The sequence below is a fragment of the Nocardioides zeae genome (genome assembly GCF_030818655.1).
GTDB lineage: Bacteria > Actinomycetota > Actinomycetes > Propionibacteriales > Nocardioidaceae > Nocardioides > Nocardioides zeae_A.
Genome location: NZ_JAUTAN010000001.1, coordinates 3,594,911 through 3,617,619, shown reverse-complemented (window position 1 = coordinate 3,617,619; position 22,709 = coordinate 3,594,911). Strand labels below are relative to the sequence as shown.

Annotated in this window: 22 protein-coding genes; 11 read left to right on the top strand and 11 right to left on the bottom strand. The window is 72.1% G+C overall.

The features are described from left to right. Positions 1 to 113: 113 nt before the first annotated feature. From QE405_RS17135 to QE405_RS17100, 8 genes are all read left to right on the top strand, one after another. On the top strand, positions 114 to 2,501 hold the full coding sequence (locus tag QE405_RS17135) for a DUF6049 family protein (protein ID WP_307202959.1): 2,388 nt from the start codon (positions 114 to 116) through the stop codon (positions 2,499 to 2,501). Next, complete coding sequence (murJ, locus tag QE405_RS17130; RefSeq protein WP_307202957.1) at positions 2,498 to 4,459, top strand: murein biosynthesis integral membrane protein MurJ; 1,962 nt, start codon at positions 2,498 to 2,500, stop codon at positions 4,457 to 4,459. The genes QE405_RS17135 and murJ overlap by 4 nt, the downstream gene beginning before the upstream one ends. A gap of 93 nt (positions 4,460 to 4,552) precedes the next feature. Then, on the top strand, positions 4,553 to 6,625 hold the full coding sequence (locus QE405_RS17125) for a protein kinase family protein (protein WP_307202955.1): 2,073 nt from the start codon (positions 4,553 to 4,555) through the stop codon (positions 6,623 to 6,625). Next, positions 6,622 to 7,350: an RNA polymerase sigma factor SigM gene (gene sigM, locus QE405_RS17120; protein ID WP_307202954.1), complete on the top strand. Its 729-nt coding sequence runs from the start codon at positions 6,622 to 6,624 to the stop codon at positions 7,348 to 7,350. The genes QE405_RS17125 and sigM overlap by 4 nt, the downstream gene beginning before the upstream one ends. Positions 7,351 to 7,404: 54 nt before the next feature. Beyond that, positions 7,405 to 8,214, top strand: a complete 810-nt coding sequence (locus tag QE405_RS17115; protein WP_307202952.1) for a hypothetical protein — start codon at positions 7,405 to 7,407, stop codon at positions 8,212 to 8,214. Between the two features lie 132 nt (positions 8,215 to 8,346). After that, positions 8,347 to 9,393 (top strand): thioredoxin-disulfide reductase, encoded by a 1,047-nt coding sequence (gene trxB, locus QE405_RS17110; RefSeq protein ID WP_307202950.1) that lies wholly within the window; start codon positions 8,347 to 8,349, stop codon positions 9,391 to 9,393. A gap of 74 nt (positions 9,394 to 9,467) precedes the next feature. Next, complete coding sequence (gene trxA, locus QE405_RS17105; protein ID WP_307202948.1) at positions 9,468 to 9,794, top strand: thioredoxin; 327 nt, start codon at positions 9,468 to 9,470, stop codon at positions 9,792 to 9,794. Between the two features lie 105 nt (positions 9,795 to 9,899). Beyond that, complete coding sequence (locus QE405_RS17100) at positions 9,900 to 10,673, top strand: lysophospholipid acyltransferase family protein (protein WP_307202945.1); 774 nt, start codon at positions 9,900 to 9,902, stop codon at positions 10,671 to 10,673. Between the two features lie 99 nt (positions 10,674 to 10,772). On the opposite strand, the gene QE405_RS17095 is transcribed toward QE405_RS17100, so the two are convergent. The 9 genes from QE405_RS17095 to rpmH form a co-directional block, all read right to left on the bottom strand. Next, complete coding sequence (locus tag QE405_RS17095; RefSeq protein ID WP_307202944.1) at positions 10,773 to 11,438, bottom strand: SDR family oxidoreductase; 666 nt, start codon at positions 11,436 to 11,438, stop codon at positions 10,773 to 10,775. A gap of 527 nt (positions 11,439 to 11,965) precedes the next feature. After that, on the bottom strand, positions 11,966 to 13,015 hold the full coding sequence (locus tag QE405_RS17090; protein ID WP_307202941.1) for a ParB/RepB/Spo0J family partition protein: 1,050 nt from the start codon (positions 13,013 to 13,015) through the stop codon (positions 11,966 to 11,968). Beyond that, positions 13,012 to 13,989 (bottom strand): ParA family protein, encoded by a 978-nt coding sequence (locus QE405_RS17085; RefSeq protein WP_307202938.1) that lies wholly within the window; start codon positions 13,987 to 13,989, stop codon positions 13,012 to 13,014. Before QE405_RS17085 ends, QE405_RS17090 begins: the two co-directional genes overlap by 4 nt. 176 nt (positions 13,990 to 14,165) lie before the next feature. Next, the gene (rsmG, locus tag QE405_RS17080) at positions 14,166 to 14,762 is read right to left on the bottom strand and encodes a 16S rRNA (guanine(527)-N(7))-methyltransferase RsmG (protein WP_307202935.1); all 597 of its coding nucleotides are present in this window, start codon (positions 14,760 to 14,762) and stop codon (positions 14,166 to 14,168) included. Between the two features lie 58 nt (positions 14,763 to 14,820). Next, positions 14,821 to 15,351, bottom strand: coding sequence for a Jag family protein (locus tag QE405_RS17075; protein ID WP_307205907.1), 531 nt, complete (start codon positions 15,349 to 15,351; stop codon positions 14,821 to 14,823). A gap of 26 nt (positions 15,352 to 15,377) precedes the next feature. Further along, positions 15,378 to 16,430, bottom strand: coding sequence for a membrane protein insertase YidC (gene yidC / locus QE405_RS17070; RefSeq protein ID WP_307202933.1), 1,053 nt, complete (start codon positions 16,428 to 16,430; stop codon positions 15,378 to 15,380). Between the two features lie 18 nt (positions 16,431 to 16,448). Continuing rightward, a complete protein-coding gene (yidD, locus tag QE405_RS17065; protein WP_307202931.1) occupies positions 16,449 to 16,682 on the bottom strand; it encodes a membrane protein insertion efficiency factor YidD in 234 nt (77 codons plus the stop codon). Beyond that, positions 16,679 to 17,029, bottom strand: coding sequence for a ribonuclease P protein component (gene rnpA, locus QE405_RS17060; RefSeq protein WP_307202928.1), 351 nt, complete (start codon positions 17,027 to 17,029; stop codon positions 16,679 to 16,681). The genes yidD and rnpA overlap by 4 nt, the downstream gene beginning before the upstream one ends. Before the next feature lie 26 nt (positions 17,030 to 17,055). Then, a complete protein-coding gene (gene rpmH / locus QE405_RS17055; RefSeq protein ID WP_163771486.1) occupies positions 17,056 to 17,193 on the bottom strand; it encodes a 50S ribosomal protein L34 in 138 nt (45 codons plus the stop codon). A 499-nt stretch (positions 17,194 to 17,692) separates the two neighbouring features. On the opposite strand from rpmH, the gene dnaA reads away from it, so the two are divergent. From dnaA to gnd, 3 genes are all read left to right on the top strand, one after another. After that, on the top strand, positions 17,693 to 19,123 hold the full coding sequence (gene dnaA / locus QE405_RS17050) for a chromosomal replication initiator protein DnaA (protein WP_307202926.1): 1,431 nt from the start codon (positions 17,693 to 17,695) through the stop codon (positions 19,121 to 19,123). A 466-nt stretch (positions 19,124 to 19,589) separates the two neighbouring features. Next, a complete protein-coding gene (dnaN, locus tag QE405_RS17045) occupies positions 19,590 to 20,726 on the top strand; it encodes a DNA polymerase III subunit beta (RefSeq protein WP_307202924.1) in 1,137 nt (378 codons plus the stop codon). 113 nt (positions 20,727 to 20,839) lie between these two features. Next, positions 20,840 to 21,781: a phosphogluconate dehydrogenase (NAD(+)-dependent, decarboxylating) gene (gnd, locus tag QE405_RS17040; protein WP_307202922.1), complete on the top strand. Its 942-nt coding sequence runs from the start codon at positions 20,840 to 20,842 to the stop codon at positions 21,779 to 21,781. A 37-nt stretch (positions 21,782 to 21,818) separates the two neighbouring features. Here the strand turns inward: gnd and QE405_RS17035 are convergent, their stop codons facing one another. Both QE405_RS17035 and QE405_RS17030 read right to left on the bottom strand, forming a co-directional pair. Then, positions 21,819 to 22,229 (bottom strand): DUF2752 domain-containing protein, encoded by a 411-nt coding sequence (locus QE405_RS17035; RefSeq protein ID WP_307202920.1) that lies wholly within the window; start codon positions 22,227 to 22,229, stop codon positions 21,819 to 21,821. Positions 22,230 to 22,246: 17 nt separating this feature from the next. Then, on the bottom strand, positions 22,247 to 22,651 hold the full coding sequence (locus QE405_RS17030; RefSeq protein WP_307202917.1) for an NINE protein: 405 nt from the start codon (positions 22,649 to 22,651) through the stop codon (positions 22,247 to 22,249). Positions 22,652 to 22,709: the final 58 nt, after the last annotated feature.

Below are 22,709 nucleotides of genomic sequence, written 5' to 3'. Positions count from 1 at the left end.
TCGAGACCATCGGGCGACACGACCGATCACCCTATGTCATCGGCGCCCTCCGGCCCCGCCGCGCGGGCGCGACGGAATCCCGACCGGAAGCGCGGCTGCCCTAGCATCGGTCCATGCTCGATCGGGACGCGTCGCCGCTCCGCGCGACGACCTCCCCGAGGCTCGCCGCGCTGCTGCTCGTGCTCGCCGTGCTGCTGGGGCCGCTGTCGACGCTGGTTGCGGGCCCCGCCGGGGCGGTCGGGCCCGCCGCGGGCCCGGCCCTGGCCGACGAGGAGACCGGCACCCCGCTCACCGTGACCATCGACGGGGTGACCCCCGACGTGGGCGTCCTCGCCCCGGGCACGGTGGTGACGGTCACGGGCACCGTGACCAACGCCTCGGACGAGACGTGGACGGACCTGCAGATCTTCCCCGTCACCTCGAGCGCGCCGCTCACCACCGAGGCCGAGCTCGAGGCCGCGGCCGACTCCGACCCGCTCTCCTTCATCGGGGAGCGCCTCCTGGTGGACGGCCTGTTCGACGAGTCGGTCACGCGCCTCGCCCCGGGCGAGACCCGCCCCTACCGCCTCGACCTCCCCATCGAGCAGCTCCAGATCAGCGGTGCCCCCGGCGTGTACTGGCTGGGCGTGCACGCCCTCGGTGCCGACGGCGACGGCACGCGCAGCGGCAACGCCGTCGGCCGCGCCCGCACCTTCCTGCCGCTCCTCGACCGCGGCCGGGCGGCGGACACCGCCGGCCGCGCCAGCGTCGTCGTCCCGCTCCGCGCCCCCGTCCGGTACGCCGCGGACGGCAGCATCGCCGACCCCGAGGCCTGGGCGGTGCAGCTCGGCGACGGTGGGCGGCTGCGGCGGATCGCCGACGTGATCGACCCCGACTCCGGCGCCGGCCCGACGTCGATCCTGCTCGACCCCGCCCTGCTCGACGTCGCGCGGCGCCTCGCGGAGGGCAACCCGGCGCGCTCCCTGGCGCCGACGTCGGACCCCGAGGAGGAGCCGGAGGAGGAGCCGGACGACCCGGGCTCGACCGGCACCGACGCCACGGAGGAGCCGAGCGACGACGCCACCGACCCCGGTTCGGTGGGGGGTGACACGGGCGACCTGCAGGTGGCCGACGGTCCCCTGGCCGCGGCCGCAGCCTCCTGGCTGGAGGACGTGCTGGCCGCCGCGACGGCCGGGGACCTGCTCGTGCTGCCCTACGGCGACGTCGACCTCGGCGCCGCCGCCCTCCACGACCCGGTCGCCTACGGTCGCGCCCGGCTGCTCGCGGACGACGCCCTCGACCGCTACGGCCTCGAGGGCACCCCGGCGGTCGCACCGCGGGGCGAGGGCCTGCCCACGGGGGTCGTCGACGCGCTCGAGGACGACGTCGTCGTGCTCGTGGGCGACGGCGAGCTCGGCGCGGACGCTCCCGAGGGCCTGTCGGCGGCCGCGCCGCACGCCGAGGCCGACGGACGTCAGGTGGTCGTCGTCGACGACGCCGTCGCCGAGGGTGGGCCCGCCCCGGGCGACCGCACCTCCGGCGTGCTGCTGCGTCAGCGGCTCGCGGCCACGATGGTGGCGGGCGCGCTCGCCGACGAGGAAGGTGCCACGCAGGAGCGGGCCGTGCTGCTCCCGGCGCTGTGGAACCCGGGCGACGCCGGCACCCCGACCCGGGGCCTCACCACCGGGTGGCTCCGCTCGGTGCCGCTCACCGACCTCGCGACCGCGGTCGACGCCGAGCCCGTCGCGACCGGTCTCGCCGACCTGGCCACCGAGGTCGACCCCGCCCAGGCGCTCCCGGACGACCTGTTCGTGCTGTCGCGGTCGCTCGTGACGCGGGGCTCGCGGCTCGACTCGATCCTCCCCGAGACCGACGCGGTGCGGAGCCAGACCGAGCGAGCGGCCGCAGCCGTGCTGTCCTACGAGCACCGCGGCGACCTCGCCCGCGTGCGCTCCGGCGTGCGCGACCAGATCGAGCAGGTGCAGGGCCTCCTCGCCAGCGTCACGGTCGAGGCACCGCCCACCATCACGCTCTCCGGCGACGACGGCGACTTCAACGTCCGGGTCGTCAACGGCCTCGACCAGCCCGTCGTCGTCGAGCTCCGCGGCGACGAGAGCCGGCGGGTCACCGTCGCACCGTCCGGTCCGGTCGAGGTGCCGGCCGGCGGGAGCGCCAGCGTGCGGATGACGGTGACGATGCACCGCCTCGGCGTGTACGACGTCGACGTGCGCGTCGTCGACGAGACCGGTACGGCGCTGGGCGGCGCCGTCGCCGTGCCCGTCCGCTCGGCGGCCGTCAGCGACATCATCTGGGCGATCATCATCGGCGCCACGGTGCTGCTGGTCGGGGCGACGCTGTGGTGGTACCGCGGCCGCCCCCGCCGGCGCATCTCCACCCCGGCCTCGGTCGCCGCGGTCTCCCGGCCGGACGACGACGCCGACGCCCAGGCCGACGCCCAGGCCGACCCCCAGGCCCCCGCGCCGCCCCCCCACGGCCCCACCGGCAGCGAGGAACACGCGTGAGCCACGACGACCCCCTCGGCTCCGGCGCGCGCCACCGCGCCCCGGGTCCCGCGGACGCGACGCCCGACCCGCTGCCGCCGCCGGTGCTCAACCCGCTCTACGACACGATCCCCACCGGCGGCCAGGGCACGACGTTCGACACCGTGCCCGACGGCACGACGACGTTCCCCGTGCTCACCCCCGACGGCACCGCGCGGCACCCGAAGCACGCCGACGCGGTGGCGGCCGTGGTCGGCGGCGGACGGTCGACGACCACCTCGGGGAAGGAACCGCCGGAGGAGCCCGCGGAGGAGCCGGCGGGCAGCGCCGGCACGAGCTCCGCCGTGCTCGGCTCGAGCGCGATCATGGCCGCCGGCACGATCGTGTCGCGGCTCAGCGGCTACGTGCGGGGCATCCTGCTGGCCGCCGCGCTGGGCACGAAGCTCCACGCCGACATCTTCACGATCGCCAACACGATCCCGAACATGGTCTACATCCTGCTGGCGGGCGGCGTGTTCAACGCCGTGCTCGTGCCCCAGCTCGTGCGGGCGCTCAAGAACGACGAGGACCGCGGCGCGGCGTACGTCAACCGGATCGTCACGCTCGCCGTCCTCTTCCTCGGCACGGTGACGGTCCTGCTGGTGGTGGCCGCCCCCTGGGTGATGTCGATCTACCTGGACGGCAAGTTCGACGGCGCCGAGCTGGTCGAGCAACGGGAGTCCGCCGTCGCGTTCGCGCGCTACTGCCTCCCGCAGGTGTTCTTCTACGGCATGTTCGTGCTGCTCGGGCAGATCCTGAACGCGCGCGGCCGGTTCGGCCCGATGATGTGGGCGCCGATCGCCAACAACGTCATCTCGGTGGCGGTGCTCGTCGTCTACCTCGTCGTCTTCGGCCCGGTCGCCCCCGACGCGCTCGACTCGGCCTTCTCGGCGAACCAGGAGCTGCTGCTCGGCATCGGCTCGACGCTGGGCATCGTGGCCCAGTTCGCGATCCTGCTGCCCTACCTGCGCAAGGCGGGGGTCAGCCTCCGGCCGCGCTTCGACTTCCTCGGCACCGGTCTCGGCCACACCTTCAGGCTGGCGACCTGGACGATCGCGTTCGTCGTGGTCAACCAGGCGGCCTACACCGTCGTCGTGCGCCTCGCCTCGAGCGGCACGACCGCGGGCGAGGACGGCACCGGCTACACGGTCTACTCCAACGCGCTGCTCATCATCATGGTCCCGCACTCCGTGGTGACGGTGTCCCTCACGACCGCGATCCTGCCGCGCCTCTCGGCCGCCGCCGCCGATCGTGACCTGGGCGGCCTGGCGACCACGCTGGCGGCGACACTGCGCACGACGCTCTCCTTCGTCGTACCGGCCGCGGCCATCGTCGCCGTCTCCGCCCCCAGCCTCGCCAACGTCATCTGGGGGTACGGCGCCGCACGGGACACCTTCGACGACTTCATCCCGACCCTCGTGCTGTTCGCGCCCGCCATCGTGCTGTTCACGGTGCACTACATGATGCTGCGCGGGTTCTACGCCCTCGAGCAGACGCGGCGCGTCTTCTGGATCCAGTGCGTCATCGCGGCGGTCAACGTCAGCGTCGCGCTGCTGCTGGTGAGCCGGGCCAGCGCCCAGGACACGGTGCCGGCGCTCGTCGTCGCCTACGGCGTGGCGTACGGCGCGGGTGCGCTCGTCTCGTACTCCGTCCTCTCCCGCACCGTCGGAGGCCTCGGCACCGCACGGACCCTCGGGTTCGGCGCACGCCTGCTGGTGGCCGTCGGCCTCGCCTCGGCGCTGGCGTGGGGGCTGCGGCTGCTGCTGGAGGACCACCTGGCCCTCGGATCGGCGAAGCTCGAGGCGATCGTGACGCTCGGCCTGCTCGCCTCGGTGCTCGGCGGGACCGTCGTGCTCCTCGCCCGTCTCCTGCGGATCGACGAGGTCAACGAGGTCGTGGACGCCGTCGTGCGACGCGTGCGGCCCGCTCGACGCCGCTGACCCACGATTGACGGCGGCGGCCTACGATGTGCCCACGAGCGGACGCGTGGCCCGACCCGGGCCGAGCACAGGCCCAGCACCGGAGGGGGTGGCATGCCGACGACGATCCGGCCGGGTGACGTGCTGGCCAACCGTTACCTGCTGATCGACCTGCTCAGCGAGACCGGTGACGGCCGCTTCTGGCGGGCCCACGACCGCGTGCTCGGACGCCACGTCTCCGTCCACGTCATCCCGTCGGGCACCCCCCGGGCCGAGGTGCTGCTCGACGCCGCCCGCGGCTGTGCCCGCCTCACCGACCGCCGCTTCCTCCGCGTGCTCGACGCCGAGGTGAAGAACGGCGTCACCTACGTGGTGACGGAGTGGGGCACCGGCACGAGCCTCCAGCTCATGCTCCAGCACGCGCCCCTCGCGCCGCGGCGGGCCGCCTGGCTCGTCGGCGAGGTCGCGGGCGCCATGGCCGCCGCCCACGCCGCCGGCGTCTGCCACGGCCGCCTCGTCCCCGAGAACATCATCGTCGACCTCTCCGGCACCGTGCGGATCGTCGGCGCGCAGGTCGACGCCGCCCTCAAGGGCCTGCCGACCGCCGACGAGCGCGGGGACGTCCACGAGCTCGTCAGCCTGCTCTACGCGGGCCTCACCGGTCGCTGGCCCGGACGCTCCCCGTCCGAGATGCCGGCGGCGCCGCTGGAGAACGGCTCCGTGCTGCGGCCCCGCCAAGTGCGGGCGGGCATCCCCCGCGTGCTCGACGAGCTCTGCGACGACGTCCTCAACGCCGACGCGCCCCCGCGCGCGCCGTACGACCTCGCGACGGCGCGCGGGATCGCGGACTACCTGCGGGAGTACGTCGGCGACCCCGCCAGCATGGCCGCGGCCGAGGCCGAGCGCGGGTCGACCGCGACGAGCGGTCTGCCGACGCTGCCGCCCGAGCTGCTCGACCCCCTGCCGCCGGTGCTGCCGCACGACGCGCGACCGGCCGCCGGCCCGAGCACCCCGAGCGCGCCCGCCGTGGCCCCCGTCGCCGCGATGGCGGTCGAGGGAGCGACCACCACGCCTCCGGCCCACGACCCCCTCGACGGCGGCACCGCGGTGCGCCCCGTGCTGCCCGCGGAGTCCGGCGAGTCCGGGGACTCCGGCGCGGCCGCCGCTCCGGCGGAGGAGCCCGCCGCCGGGTCCGCCGACCAGCCGGCCCCTGCCCGTGCGCGCGCCGCGTCCACGGGTGACGTGCCGACGCAGGCCGGGGTGCCCATCTTCGACGAGGAGGCCGACGAGGTCTCCTGGCTGGCGAAGCGCGCCGAGCCGCCGCCGCCCCCGCCGGACTTCGAGCCGCCGCCCGAGCGCCCGCTGTTCGCCCCGGAGACGCCCGAGGAGATCGAGGCCCGGCGCCGCCGCGCGGCCGCCGAGTCCGCGGCGACGTCGTCGCCGACCGCCCCGGCCGCCGCCGGGAACGGGTCCGGCAGCGACGACTACTGGCCGTGGGCCACGGGGCACACGACCGGCGCGGTGATCCCGCACCCCGTGCGGGAGCCCGGCGCCCGGCGCAACGAGAAGCCGGGACGCACGTGGCTCCAGCTCGCCGGGTTCCTCGGCGCCCTCGTCGCCCTGCTCCTCGTGGTCGCGCTGGCCTACCAGATCCTCGGCTCCTCCTCCGACGACGGCGGGGGCTCGGGCAGCACGGCGTCCTCCGACTCCCCCTCGTCCCCCCTGCCCTCGTCGGCCCCGACGCCGATCACCGGCATCACGGCCGTGCCGTTCGACCCGCCCCCGGACGGGAACGGCGAGGAGAACGACGACAGCGTCCCGAACGCGCTCGACGGCGACCCCGCGACCTCCTGGAACACGCTGACCTACCGCCAGCAGCTCGGCCCCAGCGGCCTCAAGAGCGGCGTGGGTCTCCAGCTCGACCTGGGCACGGCGCAGAACCTCCGCCAGGTGCGGCTCGACCTCACCGGGTCGCCGACGTCGGTGTCCGTCTACGTGACGGCCGACCCCGTGACCTCCGTCGAGGACCTCGAGGCCGCCGGCAGCGCCGACATCACGGGCGAGGAGGGCACGATCGACCTCGCCGAGGGCACGACCGGGCAGTACGTCACGGTCTGGCTCACCTCCCTGCCCAGCGTCTCCGGCGGCTTCCGGGGCGAGATCGCCGAGGTGCAGGTCCTCGGGTGAGGACGCCGGTCCCGGGGGAGCCGGAGGGGCACGACGCGGACGACCGCGCCCTGCTGGCGGCCCACGTCGCCGGTGATCCGGACGCCTTCGGCGTGCTCTTCGCACGGCACCGGGACCGGTTGTGGGCGGTGGCGCTGCGCACGACGGGCAACCCCGAGGACGCGGCCGACGGCCTGCAGGACGGGATGGTCGCGGCGTACCGGCGGGCCGGCTCCTTCCGTGGCGACAGCGCCGTCACGACGTGGCTGCACCGGGTCGTCGTCAACGCCTGCCTCGACCGGATCCGGGCCGCCAAGGTGCGGGCGGCAGACCCGTTGCCCGACGACCTCGACGACCCCTCGCGCCGGGGCGCCGTGGTGCGCTCGGACGCGTCGCCCGCCGTCGTGCCGCGCCCGCCCGACGACCCGGCGGATCTCGCGCTCGCCGGCGACCGTCGGGCACGGGTGCTGAGCGCGCTGGGACAGCTCGGCGCCGAGCAGCGGGCCGCGCTGGTGCTGGTCGACATGGAGGGGTACGCGGTGGCCGAGGCCGCCGCGATCCTCGACTGCGCGGTCGGCACCGTGAAGTCCCGCTGCGCGCGCGGTCGCGCGCGGCTCGCCGAGCTGCTCGCCGACCTGGTTGCCACGGACGAGCCACCGGGCCTCCCGGCCGCCGGGAACCGGTGGGCGTCGGCCGACGTCCCATCACCGGGCGATCCGCGCGGCCCACCGACCGCTGCGCCCTGACCCCCGACCCGAGAGCCCGACGACCCGCCCCGGCACGACCGACGAGGAGGTGACATGCCCCCCGAGACGCCCGACACTCCCGACGAGACCGGTCCCGACCCGGTCCTCGACCCGGCGACCGCGGCGGCCGTGCGTCGTCTGCTCGCCGAGGCGCGCCACGACGAACCCGTCCCGCCCGCGGTGGCCGCACGGCTCGACGCGACGCTGGCCGGGCTGCGGGCCGAGCGCGGGGGCAGCACCGCGCCGGTCGCCCCGCCCGCGCTGCCGCCGCGCCCCGGCGGCGACGCGCCCATCGACCTCGCCGCCCAGCGTCGCCGGCGCCGCGGGTCCCTGCTCCTGGCCGCCGCGGCCGCGGTCGTGGTGGTCGGCGTCGGCGGGGTCGCCGTGCCCCGGCTGGGCGGCTCCGGCGACGACGCGACGTCGTTCGACTCCGGCGGGCAGTCCGAGGGCGCCCCCGGGGCGGGTCAGCTGCCCCAGCAGCCCTCGCCCGAGGGCAACCCGGAGGAGGAGGAGCCCGGCGCGTCCGCGCTGCCGCCCCCGACCGCCGAGGACCGCATCGTCGCCGCGGCGGGCGGTCTCGCGGCGTACGACGGCACCCTGCTCGACGGCGACGGCCGCACGCTGAGCAGCAGCTCCCTCGACGACGACCTCGCCGGGCTCCTCGGACGCGTCGCCGCGGACCCGGAGCCAGCCGTCCCCACGGGCTGCGGCGCGGAACCCGCGGACGGGGCCGTCGGCGTGGTCTCCGAGCTCGACGGCGAGAACGTCGTCGTGGAGGTCACCCCGACGCCCGGCGGCGCCGCCGTACGGGTGCTCGGCTGCGACGGTGAGCCGCGTCAGGAGGAGCAGTACGGCGCGGAGTGACCCCGTGCGGTGACCCGGCGTGGTCGCCCTCCGCGCAGGGACGTGGCCGGGGAATCTCCCTGCCCTACCATCGGTTGAGCACCGTGGAGGGCACGCCCTCGCCACCGCATCCATCCCAGGAGTCGCATTTCCATGACCGACCAGTCCACCTCGACCGCCAGCACCGCGTCCGAGCCGCGCAACGTCATCGTGATCGGCTCCGGTCCCTCGGGTTACACCGCGGCGGTGTACGCCGCGCGGGCCAACCTCAGCCCGCTCGTCTTCGAGGGGTCGGTGACCGCCGGTGGCGCGCTCATGAACACCACCGAGGTGGAGAACTTCCCCGGGTTCCGTGACGGCATCATGGGCCCGGCCCTCATGGACGAGATGCGCGCGCAGGCCGAGCGCTTCGGCGCCGAGCTCATCCCGGACGACGTCGTCGAGGTCGACCTGACCGGCGACATCAAGGTCGTGCGCACCGAGACCGCGACGTACACGGCCCGCTCGGTCGTGCTCGCCATGGGCTCGGGCTACCGGAAGCTGGGGCTCGACAAGGAGGACCTGTTCTCCGGCAAGGGTGTGTCGTGGTGTGCGACGTGCGACGGGTTCTTCTTCCGCAACCAGGAGATCGCGGTCGTCGGCGGCGGTGACTCCGCTGTCGAGGAGGCCACCTTCCTCACCCGGTTCGCGTCGAAGGTCTACCTGATCCACCGCCGTGACGAGCTCCGCGCCTCCGCGATCATGGCCGAGCGCGCGCTCGCCGACCCGAAGCTCGAGATCGTCTGGAACTCCGAGGTCGCCGAGATCAACGGCAGCGACAAGCTGGAGAGCGTGACCCTGCGCGACACGGTCACGGGCGACACGCGTCCCCTGGCGGTCACCGGCCTGTTCGTCGCGATCGGCCACGACCCCCGCTCGGAGCTGCTCGGCGGCCAGGTGGACCTCGACGACGAGGGCTACGTGCTCGTGCAGCACCCGTCAACCGCGACCAACGTGCCCGGCGTCTTCGCCGCGGGCGACCTGGTGGACCACCACTACCGCCAGGCGATCACCGCGGCCGGCACCGGCTGCGCGGCGGCCCTCGACGCCGAGCGCTACATCGCCGACCTCGACCACACGGCCGCCACCGCGCAGCAGGCGCAGGACGCCGTCGCGGCCGAGGCCGCCGTCTCCGAGGTCGTGCAGACCGCCGGTCTCTGACACCGGCGCGGGAAGGATTCGACCCCGACCGACGTTCCATCCCCACGTTCCCCCGACAGAAGAGAGGTAGCACCGTGGCTGACATCGCCGCCGTGACCGACGCCGAGTTCGAGGCGCAGGTCCTGAAGTCCGAGAAGCCCGTCCTGGTCGACTTCTGGGCCGAGTGGTGCGGTCCGTGCCGCCAGGTCTCGCCGATCCTCGACGAGATCGCCAAGGAGCACGGCGACAAGATCACGTTCGTCAAGATGAACGTGGACGAGAACCCGGTGACCCCCTCGACGTACCGCGTCACGGGCATCCCGACGCTCAACGTCTACCAGGGCGGCGAGGTCGTCAAGACGATCGTCGGCGCCAAGCCGAAGGCCGCGCTGCTGCGCGAGCTCGGCGACTTCATCGCCTGATCGGATGCGCCCCGACGGGGCCGGCTCCCTCTCCGGGGGCCGGCCCCGTCCGCATTTCCTCGCGCTAGGGTGTGGCGTCCGTCCACGCCGCCGAGGGAGTCCGCCGTGCTCGACCTGACCTACCCCGTCGTCATCGCCACCGCGAAGACCGCCTTCCGCGCACTGGGGCAGAACTTCCAGATGACCGGAACGGAGCGTGTCCCCCGCACGGGCGGCGTCATGCTGGCGGTCAACCACGTCGGGTACGTCGACTACGTCTACGGCGGCCTCGCCGCGAACCCCTCGGGCCGGTACGTGCGGTTCATGGCGAAGAAGGAGATCTTCGACAACCCGGTGGGCGGCCCCGTCATGCGGTCCTTCCACCACATCGAGGTCGACCGCGGCGACGGGGCCAAGTCCGCCGCCATCGCCGTCGACTACCTCCGCCGTGGTGAGGCCGTCGGCATCTTCCCCGAGGCGACGATCTCCCGCTCGTTCGAGATCAAGGAGATCAAGACCGGCGCGGTGCGCATCGCGGCCGAGGCCGGTGTGCCGCTGCTGCCCGTGGTGGTGTTCGGCACCCAGCGGATGTGGACCAAGGACCACCCGCGCGACTTCTCCCGCGGCACCACCATCGGCATCCACGTCGGGGAGGCCCTGCACCCGACCGGGGACGACCCCGTCGGCGAGACCGCCGAGCTCCACGCGTCGCTGTGCTCGCTGCTGGACAAGGCCGTCGAGATGTACCCGGCCGACGAGAAGAAGCCGGGCTCCTGGTGGATCCCCGCTCGCTTCGGCGGTTCGGCGCCGACGCTGGAGGAGGCCGCCAAGCTCGACGCCGAGGAGAAGCGGGCGCGGGCTGCGAAGCGCGCGGCGAAGCGGGCGTCCGGCAAGAAGTAGTTTTGTCGACAAAGCGAGTTATTGCTTTGTCGGTTGCAACCCACTCCTGCGTGCCGCACGGCGGTGTCGTGGTGCCACCCCCGTGCGCTCGTTCCTGGGTCAGTAGCGCGCGGACAGCGCGCCGTCCACCTGCAGCAATTGTCCCGACGTCCATCGCCCGGCCGGAGAAACGAGGAACGCAACCATCTTGGCGATGTCGGTCGGAGTTCCGAGCCGACCGAGAGGCGTGTGGTCAGCGGTCGTGCTCCTCGCCTCGTCGTCCATCCACCCGGTGTCGATCGGCCCAGGGTTGAGCACGTTGGCGGAGATACGGAGAGGGCCCAGCTCGCGAGCTGCCGAGATCACGATGCGGTCCAGCGCTCCTTTCGAAGCGCCGTAGGGGAGGTTCCCGGTGGTGTGGTCGCTGGTCATCGCCACGATGGCACCGCCCTCGTGCGGCACCTGTCGCGCAAACGCAGCAATCAGCAGAAGACTTGCGCGCGCGTTCACGGCGATGTGTGCGTCGAAGCTCTCGGCGGTGGTGTCGAGGATGCCCGACTCGACGCCGTGGGCGTGGCTGAGGATGAGTGCCTCGATGGGGCCTTTCTCGCGGGTCACTGCTTCGACCAGCTGGGCCGGGCCCTCGGCAACTGACAGATCGCAGGGGTGAGTCCCGGCGGCGAGATCGCTGGTGGCGACGTCCCAACCTTCCGCCTCAAGCTGGCGCGTGATCCCCGCGGCGATGCAGTTGGGCCGGCCCGCGCCGGTGATCAAGGCGATGGGCATGCTGGTCACCGTAGCTGCGTCGGCTCCTCCACGTCACCTCGATTGTGGGCACCTCGTCTTCCCTGGCCACGGGCGCAGTAAGCGTTGCACCTGGTCCGTTGAGAGGACGGTCGTGATCCCGGCCGCGCACGTCCCGAACTCGGTCACGTGGGTCAATCGGCCCGACCGTGATCGGTCAATGTCGCTGACGGCCACACCTCAGCGGGACCCACTGGATCAGCCGCGGCGGAGACTGCGGCGCGCTAGGGGCCTGCGGGATCTTGCTGAGCACTGCTCCGGCGACGTCACGGAGCAGCAGATTCAAGGTTCCACGTGAAACATGCTGTCGTCCCACCCGCGCGCCCGAACGACGGGCCTGCTCCACGCTGGAGGACTGCGCAGGGGACCGTGCTCGTACGGCGTCTTCCGTGGGCTCGGCCGGTTGGGGGTTGCCGTGCCCGGAATCGTCCCGCAAGGCCACAGGAGCCCGTAGCGGCACCGCAACGCCGCCAGACGCGCCACGGCCCCTCAGAGAAGCCGCAGGCCGCTCAGATCACGCGGTCGGTCCGATTCCGGGGATCCATGATGTCGACGATTCGCTGCAGGTCCTCGAGCGTCGCGAACTCGACCGTGATCCGGCCCTTCGACTTTCCCACGTCGACCTTCACCCGGGTTTCGAAGCGATCCGAGAGCCGCGCGGCGAACTCACTGGTCGCCGGGTCGCTCCGCTTCAACGGCCGGCGGCGCGGCAGTGCCTCGTCCGTCACGTCGCCGAGCGCGACGATCTCCTCCAGCGCCCGCACGCTGATGCCCTCAGCGACGACACGAGCCGCCAGGCGGTCCTGCGCGTCACCGTCCGGTACCGCGAGCAGGGAGCGAGCGTGGCCCGCCGACAGCACGCCGGCAGCGACCCTGCGCTGCACCGCGGGGCTCAGGCGGAGCAGACGGAGCGTGTTGCTGATCTGCGGCCGGGAGCGTCCGATCCGCTGAGCAAGCTCCTCGTGCGTGCACGCGAAGTCCTCGAGCAGCTGTTGATAGGCCGCCGCCTCCTCCAACGGGTTGAGCTGCGACCGGTGCAGGTTCTCGAGCAACGCATCGCGGAGCATGTCCGTGTCGTCGGTCTCCCGCACGATGGCAGGAATGACGTCGAGGCCGGCCTCTTGCGTGGCCCGCCAGCGGCGCTCACCCATGATGAGCTCGTAGGCATCGTCCGATGTCTTGCGCACCACGACCGGCTGGAGGAGCCCGACCTCGCGAATCGAGTGCACCAGCTCCGCCATCGCGTCCTCGTCGAAGACCTGGCGGGGCTGACGCGCGTTGGGGGCGATCGCCGTCACTGGCAGCTCGGCGAAGTACGCGCCCGCCACCGGCGCGAGGCCCTGAATGTCGCCAGTCGCTGCGGAGTCGCTGCTACGGTCCGTTTCACGTGAAACGCCGCCTGCACCTCCGGTGTCGGCAGCGCCGCCGCCAGCGGCGGACTCCGGCTGAGCGTCCTCGAGATCCTCGTCCACGTCGGACGCCACGGGCGCCGCCGTCGGGATCAAGGAGCCCAGGCCGCGGCCCAGGCCGGGCTTGGGCTTGCGCTGCGGCTTGCTCACGACCGCACCGCCCGCTGAGTGATCTCCCGAGCGGCCTCCAGGTACGCCATCGCACCGGGGGAGCCCGGGTCATAGGTCATTACCGTCTGGGCGTACGACGGCGCCTCACTCACGCGCACCGACCGCGGAATCATCGTCTTCAGGACCTGCTCTCCGAAGTGGGAGCGGACCTCCTCCGCCACGCCGGCTGCGAGGCGGGTACGTCCGTCGTACATCGTCACCAGAATGGTCGAGATGCGGAGCTCGGGATTGAGGTGCTTCTTCACCATCTCCACGGTCTCCAGGAGCTGACCGAGGCCCTCGAGCGCGTAGTACTCGGCCTGGATAGGGATCAACATCTCGTGGGCTGCCACGAGTGCGTTGAGCGTGAGCAGACCCAGCGACGGCGGGCAGTCCACCAGCACGTAGTCGTAGCGGTCCTCGCCGACCTCCGGACCACCCACACCCGGGTGTGCGCTGATGGCCTTGTTCAACCGGTTCTCGCGCGCCACCACGCTGACGAGTTCGATCTCCGCCCCTGCCAGGTCGATCGTGGCCGGGACGACGTCGAGCCCCTCCACCTCCGGACAGGGCTGCAGCACGTCCGCGAGCGGAGCGCCGTCGACCAGCAGGTCGTACGTCGACGGCGTGCCTCGGCGGTGCTCGATGTTCAAGGCAGTCGACGCGTTGCCCTGCGGATCCAGATCGATGATGAGGACGCGCTGACCGAGCTGCGCGAGGGCCGCGCCGAGATTCACCGTCGACGTCGTCTTGCCGACGCCGCCCTTTTGATTGGCCACGACCATCACTCGCGTCCGTGCGGGACGGGGCATCGCCATACGGCGCGCGCCATCGCGCACCAACAGCGACGCCTCGACCGCACGAGCAAGCGGGGTCGTCGTGTCATCACTCGGCGGCGTCGCCTCCGCCAGGTCGGCCGCCGTGCGGGGGCGGTACGGCGCCGCAGCACCCTCCGCCGTTTCACGTGAAACCACGTTGTCGACCTTTCGTCACTGCCTGTGGAAGAACTTCGTCAATCTGTGGAAAACCGGCGCGGAGCCCGCTCAACCACGCGGATCTGCCCTGTGCACAAACGTCGGACGTGTAACAGCCTGAGGCGCCCGCACGACACACGCATCCACCGCACGATCAGCGACCCAACCTATCCGGGTCACTTCGTCCGCACCACTCGAACCAGCGTGGTCGGTGGATAAAGCACGCCCTCGCCGACCACGAGCACGTCTGCGCTCCCACGCGACCAGCGGCGGAGGACTTTCCCCGCGGCGGCGATCTCCTCGGGCGCCCGCTCGCCCTTCATCGCGAGCATCTGCCCCCCGACCGCGACCAGCGGCATACACCAGCGAGCCAGCTTGTCGAGGGCCGCAACCGCGCGGGACGTCACCACGTCGAAGCCGTCCCCGGGATCGACATCCTCCGCCCGCGCTCGCACGACGTGCACGTTCGTGAGACCCAGGTCGTCTGCGACCTCTTCCAGATACGTAGCCCGACGGAGGAGGGGTTCGATCAGCGTCATGCGCAGGTCCGGTCGGCGGATGGCCATGACCACACCCGGGAGCCCGGCGCCCGACCCGACGTCCGCCACCGACGCGCCTTCCGGGACAGCGTCGGTCACCACGGCACAGTTCAACAGATGGCGCTCCCACAGCCGCGGCACCTCGCGCGGACCGATCAGCCCACGCTCCACGCCGGCCGTCGCCAGCGAATGCGTGTATGCCTCCGCGAGGGGGAAGCGCTCAGGCGAGAACACCCCCCGCGCCGACGCAGGCGCGAGGGGTGTTTCACGTGAAACGTCGTTCATCGGGCCGTCACGCGGGAAGCACGACCACGTGGCGCCGCGACTCCGCACCCTCCGACTCGGAGGTGAGCCCAGCGGCTGCCACGGCGTCGTGGACGACCTTGCGCTCGAAGGGCGACATCGGCTTCAGCGAGACCCGCTCGCCCGAGGCCCTCACTTCCTCGATGGCGTCGGCAGCGATCTTCTCGAGCTCCGCACGCCGGTCCGAGCGGTATCCGGCGACATCGAGCATGAGGCGCGACCGCTCGCCCGTCTCGCGGTACACCGCCAGCCGCGTCAGCTCCTGGAGCGCCTCCAGCACCTCGCCCCTGGTGCCAACGAGCTGGTCGAGGTCGCCGCCGACGATGGACACGGCGGCACGGTCGCCCTCGACGTCCATGTCGATGTCGCCGTCCAGGTCGGCGATGTCGAGGAGCTCCTCCAGGTAGTCCGCCGCGATGTCACCCTCACGCTCGAGCCGGGCCACCCGGTCGCCGCCGCTCGTCGCAGGCGCACCCGCGCCCGCCGTCACCTCGTCGGTCGTCTCCGCCACGTCAGACATCTCGTTCACCGATCTTCCGAGCGCTCTCAGCGCTTCTTCTTGGACTTGGTCGGGACGCTCTTCGCGCCACCCGACGGCCGGGGGCCGCCACCCTGCTGCTTCGAACGCTGCGCCTTGGTCTGACGCTGGGGCTGCACCCGCGGACGCGGCGCCTCCGCCGCCTCGTCGATGACGGCCGTGCCGCCGGCGCCCTTCTCGAGGGAGACGTCGCCGGTCGCGACACCCTTGCGCTTGGCCTTCTCCGCGTCCCGCTCCGCCTTGGCCTTGGCGGCCGGCGTGCCCGGGGCAGGGTTGCGACGGATGACGTAGAACTGCTGGCTCATGGTCCAGAGGTTCGACGTCGTCCAGTACATGAGGACACCGATCGGGAAAGCCACGCCGCCCACCGCGAAGACCACCGGGAGCACGTAGAGGAGCATCTTCTGCTGCTGGGCGTAGGGGCCCGTGAGCGCCTCCGGCGGCATGTTCTTCGCCATCAGCTGCCGCTGCGTGAGGAAGGTCGTCGCCGTCATGGCGACCACCAGGACCGCCGCCAGGATCATGACGGCCGTGCCGTCACCGCTGAGGAAGGTGCCCGAGATCGGGATGCCCTCGTTCGTTCCGGCCGCGCCGAACAGACGCGACTGGCCGAACTGGTCCGCCAGGTCCTCCGTCAGGAAGCCGTGGGCCGTGCCCTTCTTCGCCGCCTGGTCGATCATCCGGAACAGGGCGAAGAAGATCGGCATCTGCAGCAGGATCGGCAGGCACGAGGCGAACGGGTTCGTGCCCGCCTCCTTGTAGAGCTTCATCGTCTCCTGGGCGAGACGCTCCCGGTCGTGCTTGTACTTCTTCTGCAGCTCACGCACCTGCGGCTGCAGCAGCGCCATGTTGCGGCTCGACTTGATCTGCTTGACGAAGAGCGGGATCAGGGCCGCGCGGATGACGAGGGTCAGACCCACGATCGACAGCAGCCACGAGGCACCGCCGTTGGGGTCGAGGAAGAGCGAGAACAGCTTGTGCCACGCCAGCATGACCGCGGACACCACGTAGTAGAGCGGCGTCATGATCAGACCGCCGATGGTGCCGAAGAATTCGAACACGGGGAATGCTCCTCGTTATCAGTGACGTGACGCCGGCCGGCGCTCGGGAACCGGGTCGTAACCCCCGGCTGCCCACGGATGACAGCGTGACACGCGCCGGACCGCGAGCCACGACCCCCGGACGCTGCCGTGCTGGGTCACCGCCTCGAGTGCGTACGCCGAGCACGACGGGTGGTAGCGGCACACCTGGCCGTACAGCGGGCTGATGAACAGCCGGTACAGCTTGAGGAAGCCGATCAGCAGGTACTTCATGCGCGCTCCCGGGGGCGGGACACGCGCTGCAGCCCTCGCTCCAAGTCGGCCATCAGGTCGGCCGACGTCGCGTCCGCGGAGGCCGGGAGCGCCCGCACGACCAGCAGACCGCTGGCAGGGGTGGCCCCGCGCCGTACGAGGGAGTCGACGTCGTGCCGGAGCCGGCGCTTCACGCGATTGCGCACCACGGAGTTGCCGACGGCCTTGCTCACGACGAAGCCGACGCGGAGGGAATCCTCCGCGTCGGCCCAGTGACACACCAACGTGCGGGAGCCCGCACGGCGCCCGGAACGCACCGCCGTGGCGAAATCGTGCCCACGACGCATGCGCTGGTCGCGCGCGAGCACGATCGCCGTCTCCGCAGGGGGAGACGTCAGACGGTCAGGCTCTTGCGGCCCTTGCGGCGGCGCGCCGTGATGATCGCGCGGCCGGCACGGGTGCGCATCCGCAGGCGGAAGCCGTGCACCTTGTGACGACGGCGGTTGTTCGGCTGGAACGTGCGCTTGCTCACGAGACTCTCCGGGGGTCAGCTGGATTCGACGATGTCCATCACCGGGACGGGGGTCTCAGCCATCGGCTGGCACCGCCCGCCCACGGCTCGGGTCACGTCGACCCCTCCGTGGACATGCGGCACCGGTCGAGACAGCCCCGGCGACCTAGGAACGGTACGCGCTGGGGAGGAAGGGGGTCAAACCCTCACAGGCTGTGGACAAACTACACCGTTGTTCTTCTGTCCACAGGCCTGTCCACCGGTGTGGAAAGCCGTAGGGTGACGGAGGTCGCCGAGAGCGACAGGCCGCGACGCCGGCTGCCGTCCCGCGACACCGTTCGCTGACCAGCGGCGACGGTCGCGACGGCGGCCGCGGACACCCCCGGCGGGACGCACGTCAGCCCTCCCCTCGGTTCTGCACAGCCTGTGGACAAGACTGTGGAAATTGGTCGGTGATGCGGCAGGATCGACCCCGACCCCGAGCCCGACCGGCGCTCGGCAGCGATCGGGAGGAGCCCTGATGGAGAACGGAGCGGCCGAGCTCGCGAAGGCGTGGCGATCGGTCCTCGCGGACCTCCAGGTGCACCAGCGCGCGTGGTTGCGCGCCAGCCAGCCGGTCACGCTGCACGAGACCACGGCGATCATCGCGGTCCCCAACGAGTTCACGCGCGCCCAGCTGGAGGGCCGGCTGCGGTCCCAGCTCGAGGGCGGCCTGAGCGACGCGTTCGGCCACGACGTCCGCATCGCCGTGACGATCGACCCGACCCTGCCCGTCGACCTCACGCCCGAGGACGAGGACGCGCCGGCCGCCGAGACCGCGGGCACGTCGACGTTCGCCGGTCCGTCGGCCACCGAGCCCGAACCGCCCGCCGTCGACGCCACCCGCACCAGCTCCGCGGCCTCCGGCACGGAGACCCGGCTCAACCCCAAGTACACGTTCGAGACGTTCGTCATCGGCTCGTCCAACCGGTTCCCGCACGCTGCGGCCGTCGCCGTCGCCGAGGCGCCCGGCAAGGCCTACAACCCGCTGATGGTCTACGGCGACTCCGGGCTCGGCAAGACCCACCTGCTGCACGCGATCGGTCACTACGTGCGCAGCCTGTACGCAGGGGCGAAGGTCCGCTACGTCTCCTCCGAGGAGTTCACGAACGAGTTCATCAACGCGGTCCGCGACGACCGGCTCGACCGGTTCAAGCGCAAGTACCGCGACGTCGACGTGCTCCTCATCGACGACATCCAGTTCCTGGAGGGGAAGACCCAGACGCAGGAGGAGTTCTTCCACACCTTCAACACGCTCCACAACGCCAACAAGCAGATCGTGCTGACCTCCGACCGCGCGCCGAAGCGGCTCGAGGCGCTGGAGGACCGGCTCCGCAGCCGGTTCGAGTGGGGCCTCATCACCGACGTGCAGGCGCCCGACCTCGAGACCCGCATCGCGATCCTGCGCAAGAAGGCCGCGATGGACCGGCTCACCGCTCCGCCGGACGTGCTCGAGTTCATCGCCTCGAAGATCCAGACCAACATCCGCGAGCTCGAGGGCGCCCTCATCCGCGTGACGGCGTTCGCCAACCTCAACCGCCAGGGCGTCGACCTGTCCCTCGCCGAGATCGTGCTCAAGGACCTGATCCCCGAGGGCGGCGAGCCCGAGATCACGCCGGCCGCGATCATCGCCCAGACCGCGGCGTACTTCGGCGTGCCCATCGACGAGCTCACCGGCCCGAGCCGCGGTCGCCACCTCGTGCAGGGCCGCCAGATCGCCATGTACCTGTGCCGCGAGCTCACCGACCTCTCCCTGCCCAAGATCGGCCAGCAGTTCGGCAACCGCGACCACACGACGGTCATGTACGCCAACAACAAGATCAACCAGCTGCTCGCCGAGCGGCGCTCCGTCTACAACCAGGTCAGCGAGCTCACCAACCGCATCAAGATGCACGCCCGTCAGGGCGGCTGAGCGCGGGCCACGAGAAGCGGCCACGGAAGCGGCCACGACAGGCGGCCGCCGACAGGGCACCGAGGCCGAACTACACGGTTGTCAGATGTGGAGCGCCCTGTCCACGAACCCCCGTTGTCGTTCACACCCCCTGTGGACACCTGGGGAGCGGACGCGGACGACCGGATCGCGTCCACAGCGTCCTTGTGATTCACCCCGACCGCCGTCCACCTCTCGTCCACACCCCTCCACGCGGGCCGACCTGGGCAGATGGCGTCTCTCCACAGAGTGCACAACCGCTACGACTTCTCCTGGTAACCCCACGAGGACCGATGACCGCGAACGTCCTCCACGGCCCCGACCTGGGGATGAATGACACGATCCGGCCCACCCGGTGCGGTCCGTTGCCCGCACATGGCAGGATGCGATTCCCACCCGTGTGCCGCCCGTGGCGGCTGATCGGACACCGCATCCAGGAGGACCTCCAGTGAAGTTCCGCGTCGAACGCGACGTCCTCGCCGACGCCGTCGCCTGGGCTGCGCGCAGCCTGCCGGTGCGGCCGAGCGTCCCCGTCCTGTCCGGTCTGCTCATCAGGGCGGCCGAGGACGGCCTCGTGCTGTCGACGTTCGACTACGAGACCTCCGCCCGGGCGACCCTGTCGGCCGACGTGATCGACGAGGGCACGGTCCTCGTCAGCGGCCGCCTCCTGGCCGACATCACCCGCAGCCTCCCGAGCAAGCCGGTCGAGATGACCCTCGACGGCGCGCGCGTCTCGCTCGTGTGCGGCTCGGCCCGGTTCACGCTGCAGACCCTCCCGGTGGAGGAGTACCCCTCGCTCCCCGAGATGCCGACCGCCACCGGCACGGTCCGCAGCGACGTGTTCGCCCACGCGGTCGCCCAGGCCGTCACGGCCGCCGGCCGCGACGACATGCTCCCCGTGCTCACCGGCGTGCGGCTCGAGATCGAGGGATCGACGATCTCGCTGCTCGCCACCGACCGCTTCCGCCTCTCGCAGCGCGAGCTCGAGTGGGACCCGCGCAGCCCCGACGAGTCGTTCGCGGCCCTGGTGCCCGCCAAGGTGCTCGCCGAGACGGCGAAGTCGCTGACCGCCGGCACCGAGGTCACGATCGCGCTCGCCGCGAGCGGCTCCGGCGAGGGCATCATCGGCTTCGAGGGCGCGGCCAACGGCGGCGTGCGGCGCACGACCACCCGCCTCCTCGACGGCGAGTTCCCCAAGGTCCGCAGCCTCTTCCCGACCGAGCACCAGACGGTCGCGACGCTCAGCAAGGCGGCGCTCGTCGAGTCGGTCAAGCGCGTCTCGCTCGTCGCGGAGCGCAACACCGCCGTGCAGCTCGCGTTCGCCGACGGCGTGCTGACCCTCGACGCCGGCTCCGGCGACGAGGCGCAGGCGTCCGAGTCCGTCGAGGCGGACGTCACGGGCGGCGACATCGTGACCGGCTTCAACCCCCAGTTCCTGCTCGACGGCCTCGGCGCCATCGACCAGCCGACGGTGCAGCTGGCGTTCACGCAGGCCACCAAGCCGGTCGTCATGAGCGGGATCGTCGACGACGGCACGGACCCCGGCTTCCGCTACCTGCTGATGCCGCGCCGCCTCCTGTCCTGAGCCGACCCCGCTCCCCGTCGTACGGCGCTGGAGCGGGTGCGTAACGTCGACAACGCGAGCCGGTCGAGCGACCGGCCTCATCCGACAGCGTGTGTGAATCGAGGGAGTGCGTCATGGAGATCGGCCTGATCGGACTCGGCAAGATGGGCGGCAACATGCGCGAGCGCATCCGCCGCGCGGGCCACACGGTGGTGGGGTACGACCGCAACCCCGACCTCGCCGACGTCGACAGCCTGGAGGCGCTCGTCGAGGCGCTGCCCTCGCCGCGCGTCGTGTGGGTGATGGTGCCGGCCGGCGGGCCGACCCACGACACGATCACGGCGCTCGGTGACCTGCTGGGCGAGGGCGACCTCGTCGTCGACGGCGGCAACTCGCGCTGGACCGACGACCAGGCCCACGCCGAGCAGCTCGGCGCCAAGGGCATCGGGTTCGTCGACTGCGGCGTCTCGGGCGGCGTGTGGGGCCTCGAGAACGGCTACGCGCTCATGTACGGCGGCTCGCCCGACGACGTGGCGAAGGTGCAGCCGGTCTTCGACGCGCTCAAGCCGGAGGGTGAGTTCGGCTCCGTCCACGCGGGCAAGGTGGGCGCCGGCCACTTCTCGAAGATGGTCCACAACGGCATCGAGTACGCGATCATGCAGTCGTACGCCGAGGGCTGGGAGCTCCTCGAGAAGGTCGACATGGTCGAGAACGTGACCGAGGTCTTCCGCTCGTGGCGCGAGGGCACGGTCATCCGCTCGTGGCTCCTCGACCTGCTCGTGGCCGCGCTCGACGAGGACGAGAACCTCAGCGGGATCCGGGGCTACGCCGACGACTCCGGCGAGGGTCGTTGGACCGTCGAGGCCGGCATCGAGAACGCCGTGGCGACGCCGGCGATCACCGCGGCGCTCTACGCCCGCTTCGTGTCCCGCCAGGACGACTCCCCCGCGATGAAGGCGATCGCGGCGATGCGCAACCAGTTCGGCGGCCACGCGGTGCACACCGCGGCCCCTGCGGGCGGCGACGCGCCCGAGTCCGGAGAGTCGTCGGGCGAGGCGCACCCCGCCCACCAGTGAGCGCGTCGAGCTGACCGGCTGGCGCTCGCCCGGGTTCCTAGAGGGCGAGCGCCAGCCGCACGGCCGAGAAGGCCAGCCAGGCACCGATCACGATCTTCGTGACGGGGTGCCCGACGATCCTGTCGATCGAGGGGGGCGTTCCGCGGCGTACGCGGCGGGTCGCCACCACGACGGCGAGCACGAGCACCGCGGCCAGCAGCGGCAGGCCGAACGGGTGCGACGCGAACGAGTCGCCCCACTGGCCGTGCACGCCGTAGACCCACGAGCGCGTGAGCCCGCAGCCGGGGCACGGCAGGCCGGTGAGGAGGCGGAACGGGCAGATGATCGGGCCGTCCTCGATACCCGCTGGATCCATGGCGACCGCGACGCCCAACGCGACGACCCCGCCGGCCGCGATCCACTCGGTGGACGCGACCCGCGGGGTCGTGGTGGTCGGTGCGGTGCTCACGCACCCATCATGACGGGTCAGGGCAGCGGACGGCCCTGCGAGTCGGGCAGCTTGCGCATCGCGATGAGCACCAGGTCGATGAGCGACCAGATGCCGCAGCCGCCGCAGGTCAGCAGCTTGGCGATGCCGAGGCCGTTCTGGCCGAGGTAGAACCGGTCCACACCGAGGCCGCCGAGGAACAGCGACAGCAGCAGCGTGGTCAGCCACTCCTTGTCGGAGAACAGGCCCGGGATCTGCTTCGCGGGGAAGATGTTCGGGTTGTCCGTCGACCGCACCGGGGTGTCGCCCTTCAGCTGGCCGGCGGTCGCCATCTGGCGGAGCTGGTTGACGTCGAGGGGGCCCTGCTCCTGGCCCATGATCGAGATGAAGTAGAGGCCGCCGCCGGAGGGGGCGCCGTACGCGGGGGGCTGCTGGTAGCTCATGGCGAGCAGCCTAGGCCGCCGAGGGCGCGCTCAAACCCGATCGGGCACATGCGCCGTC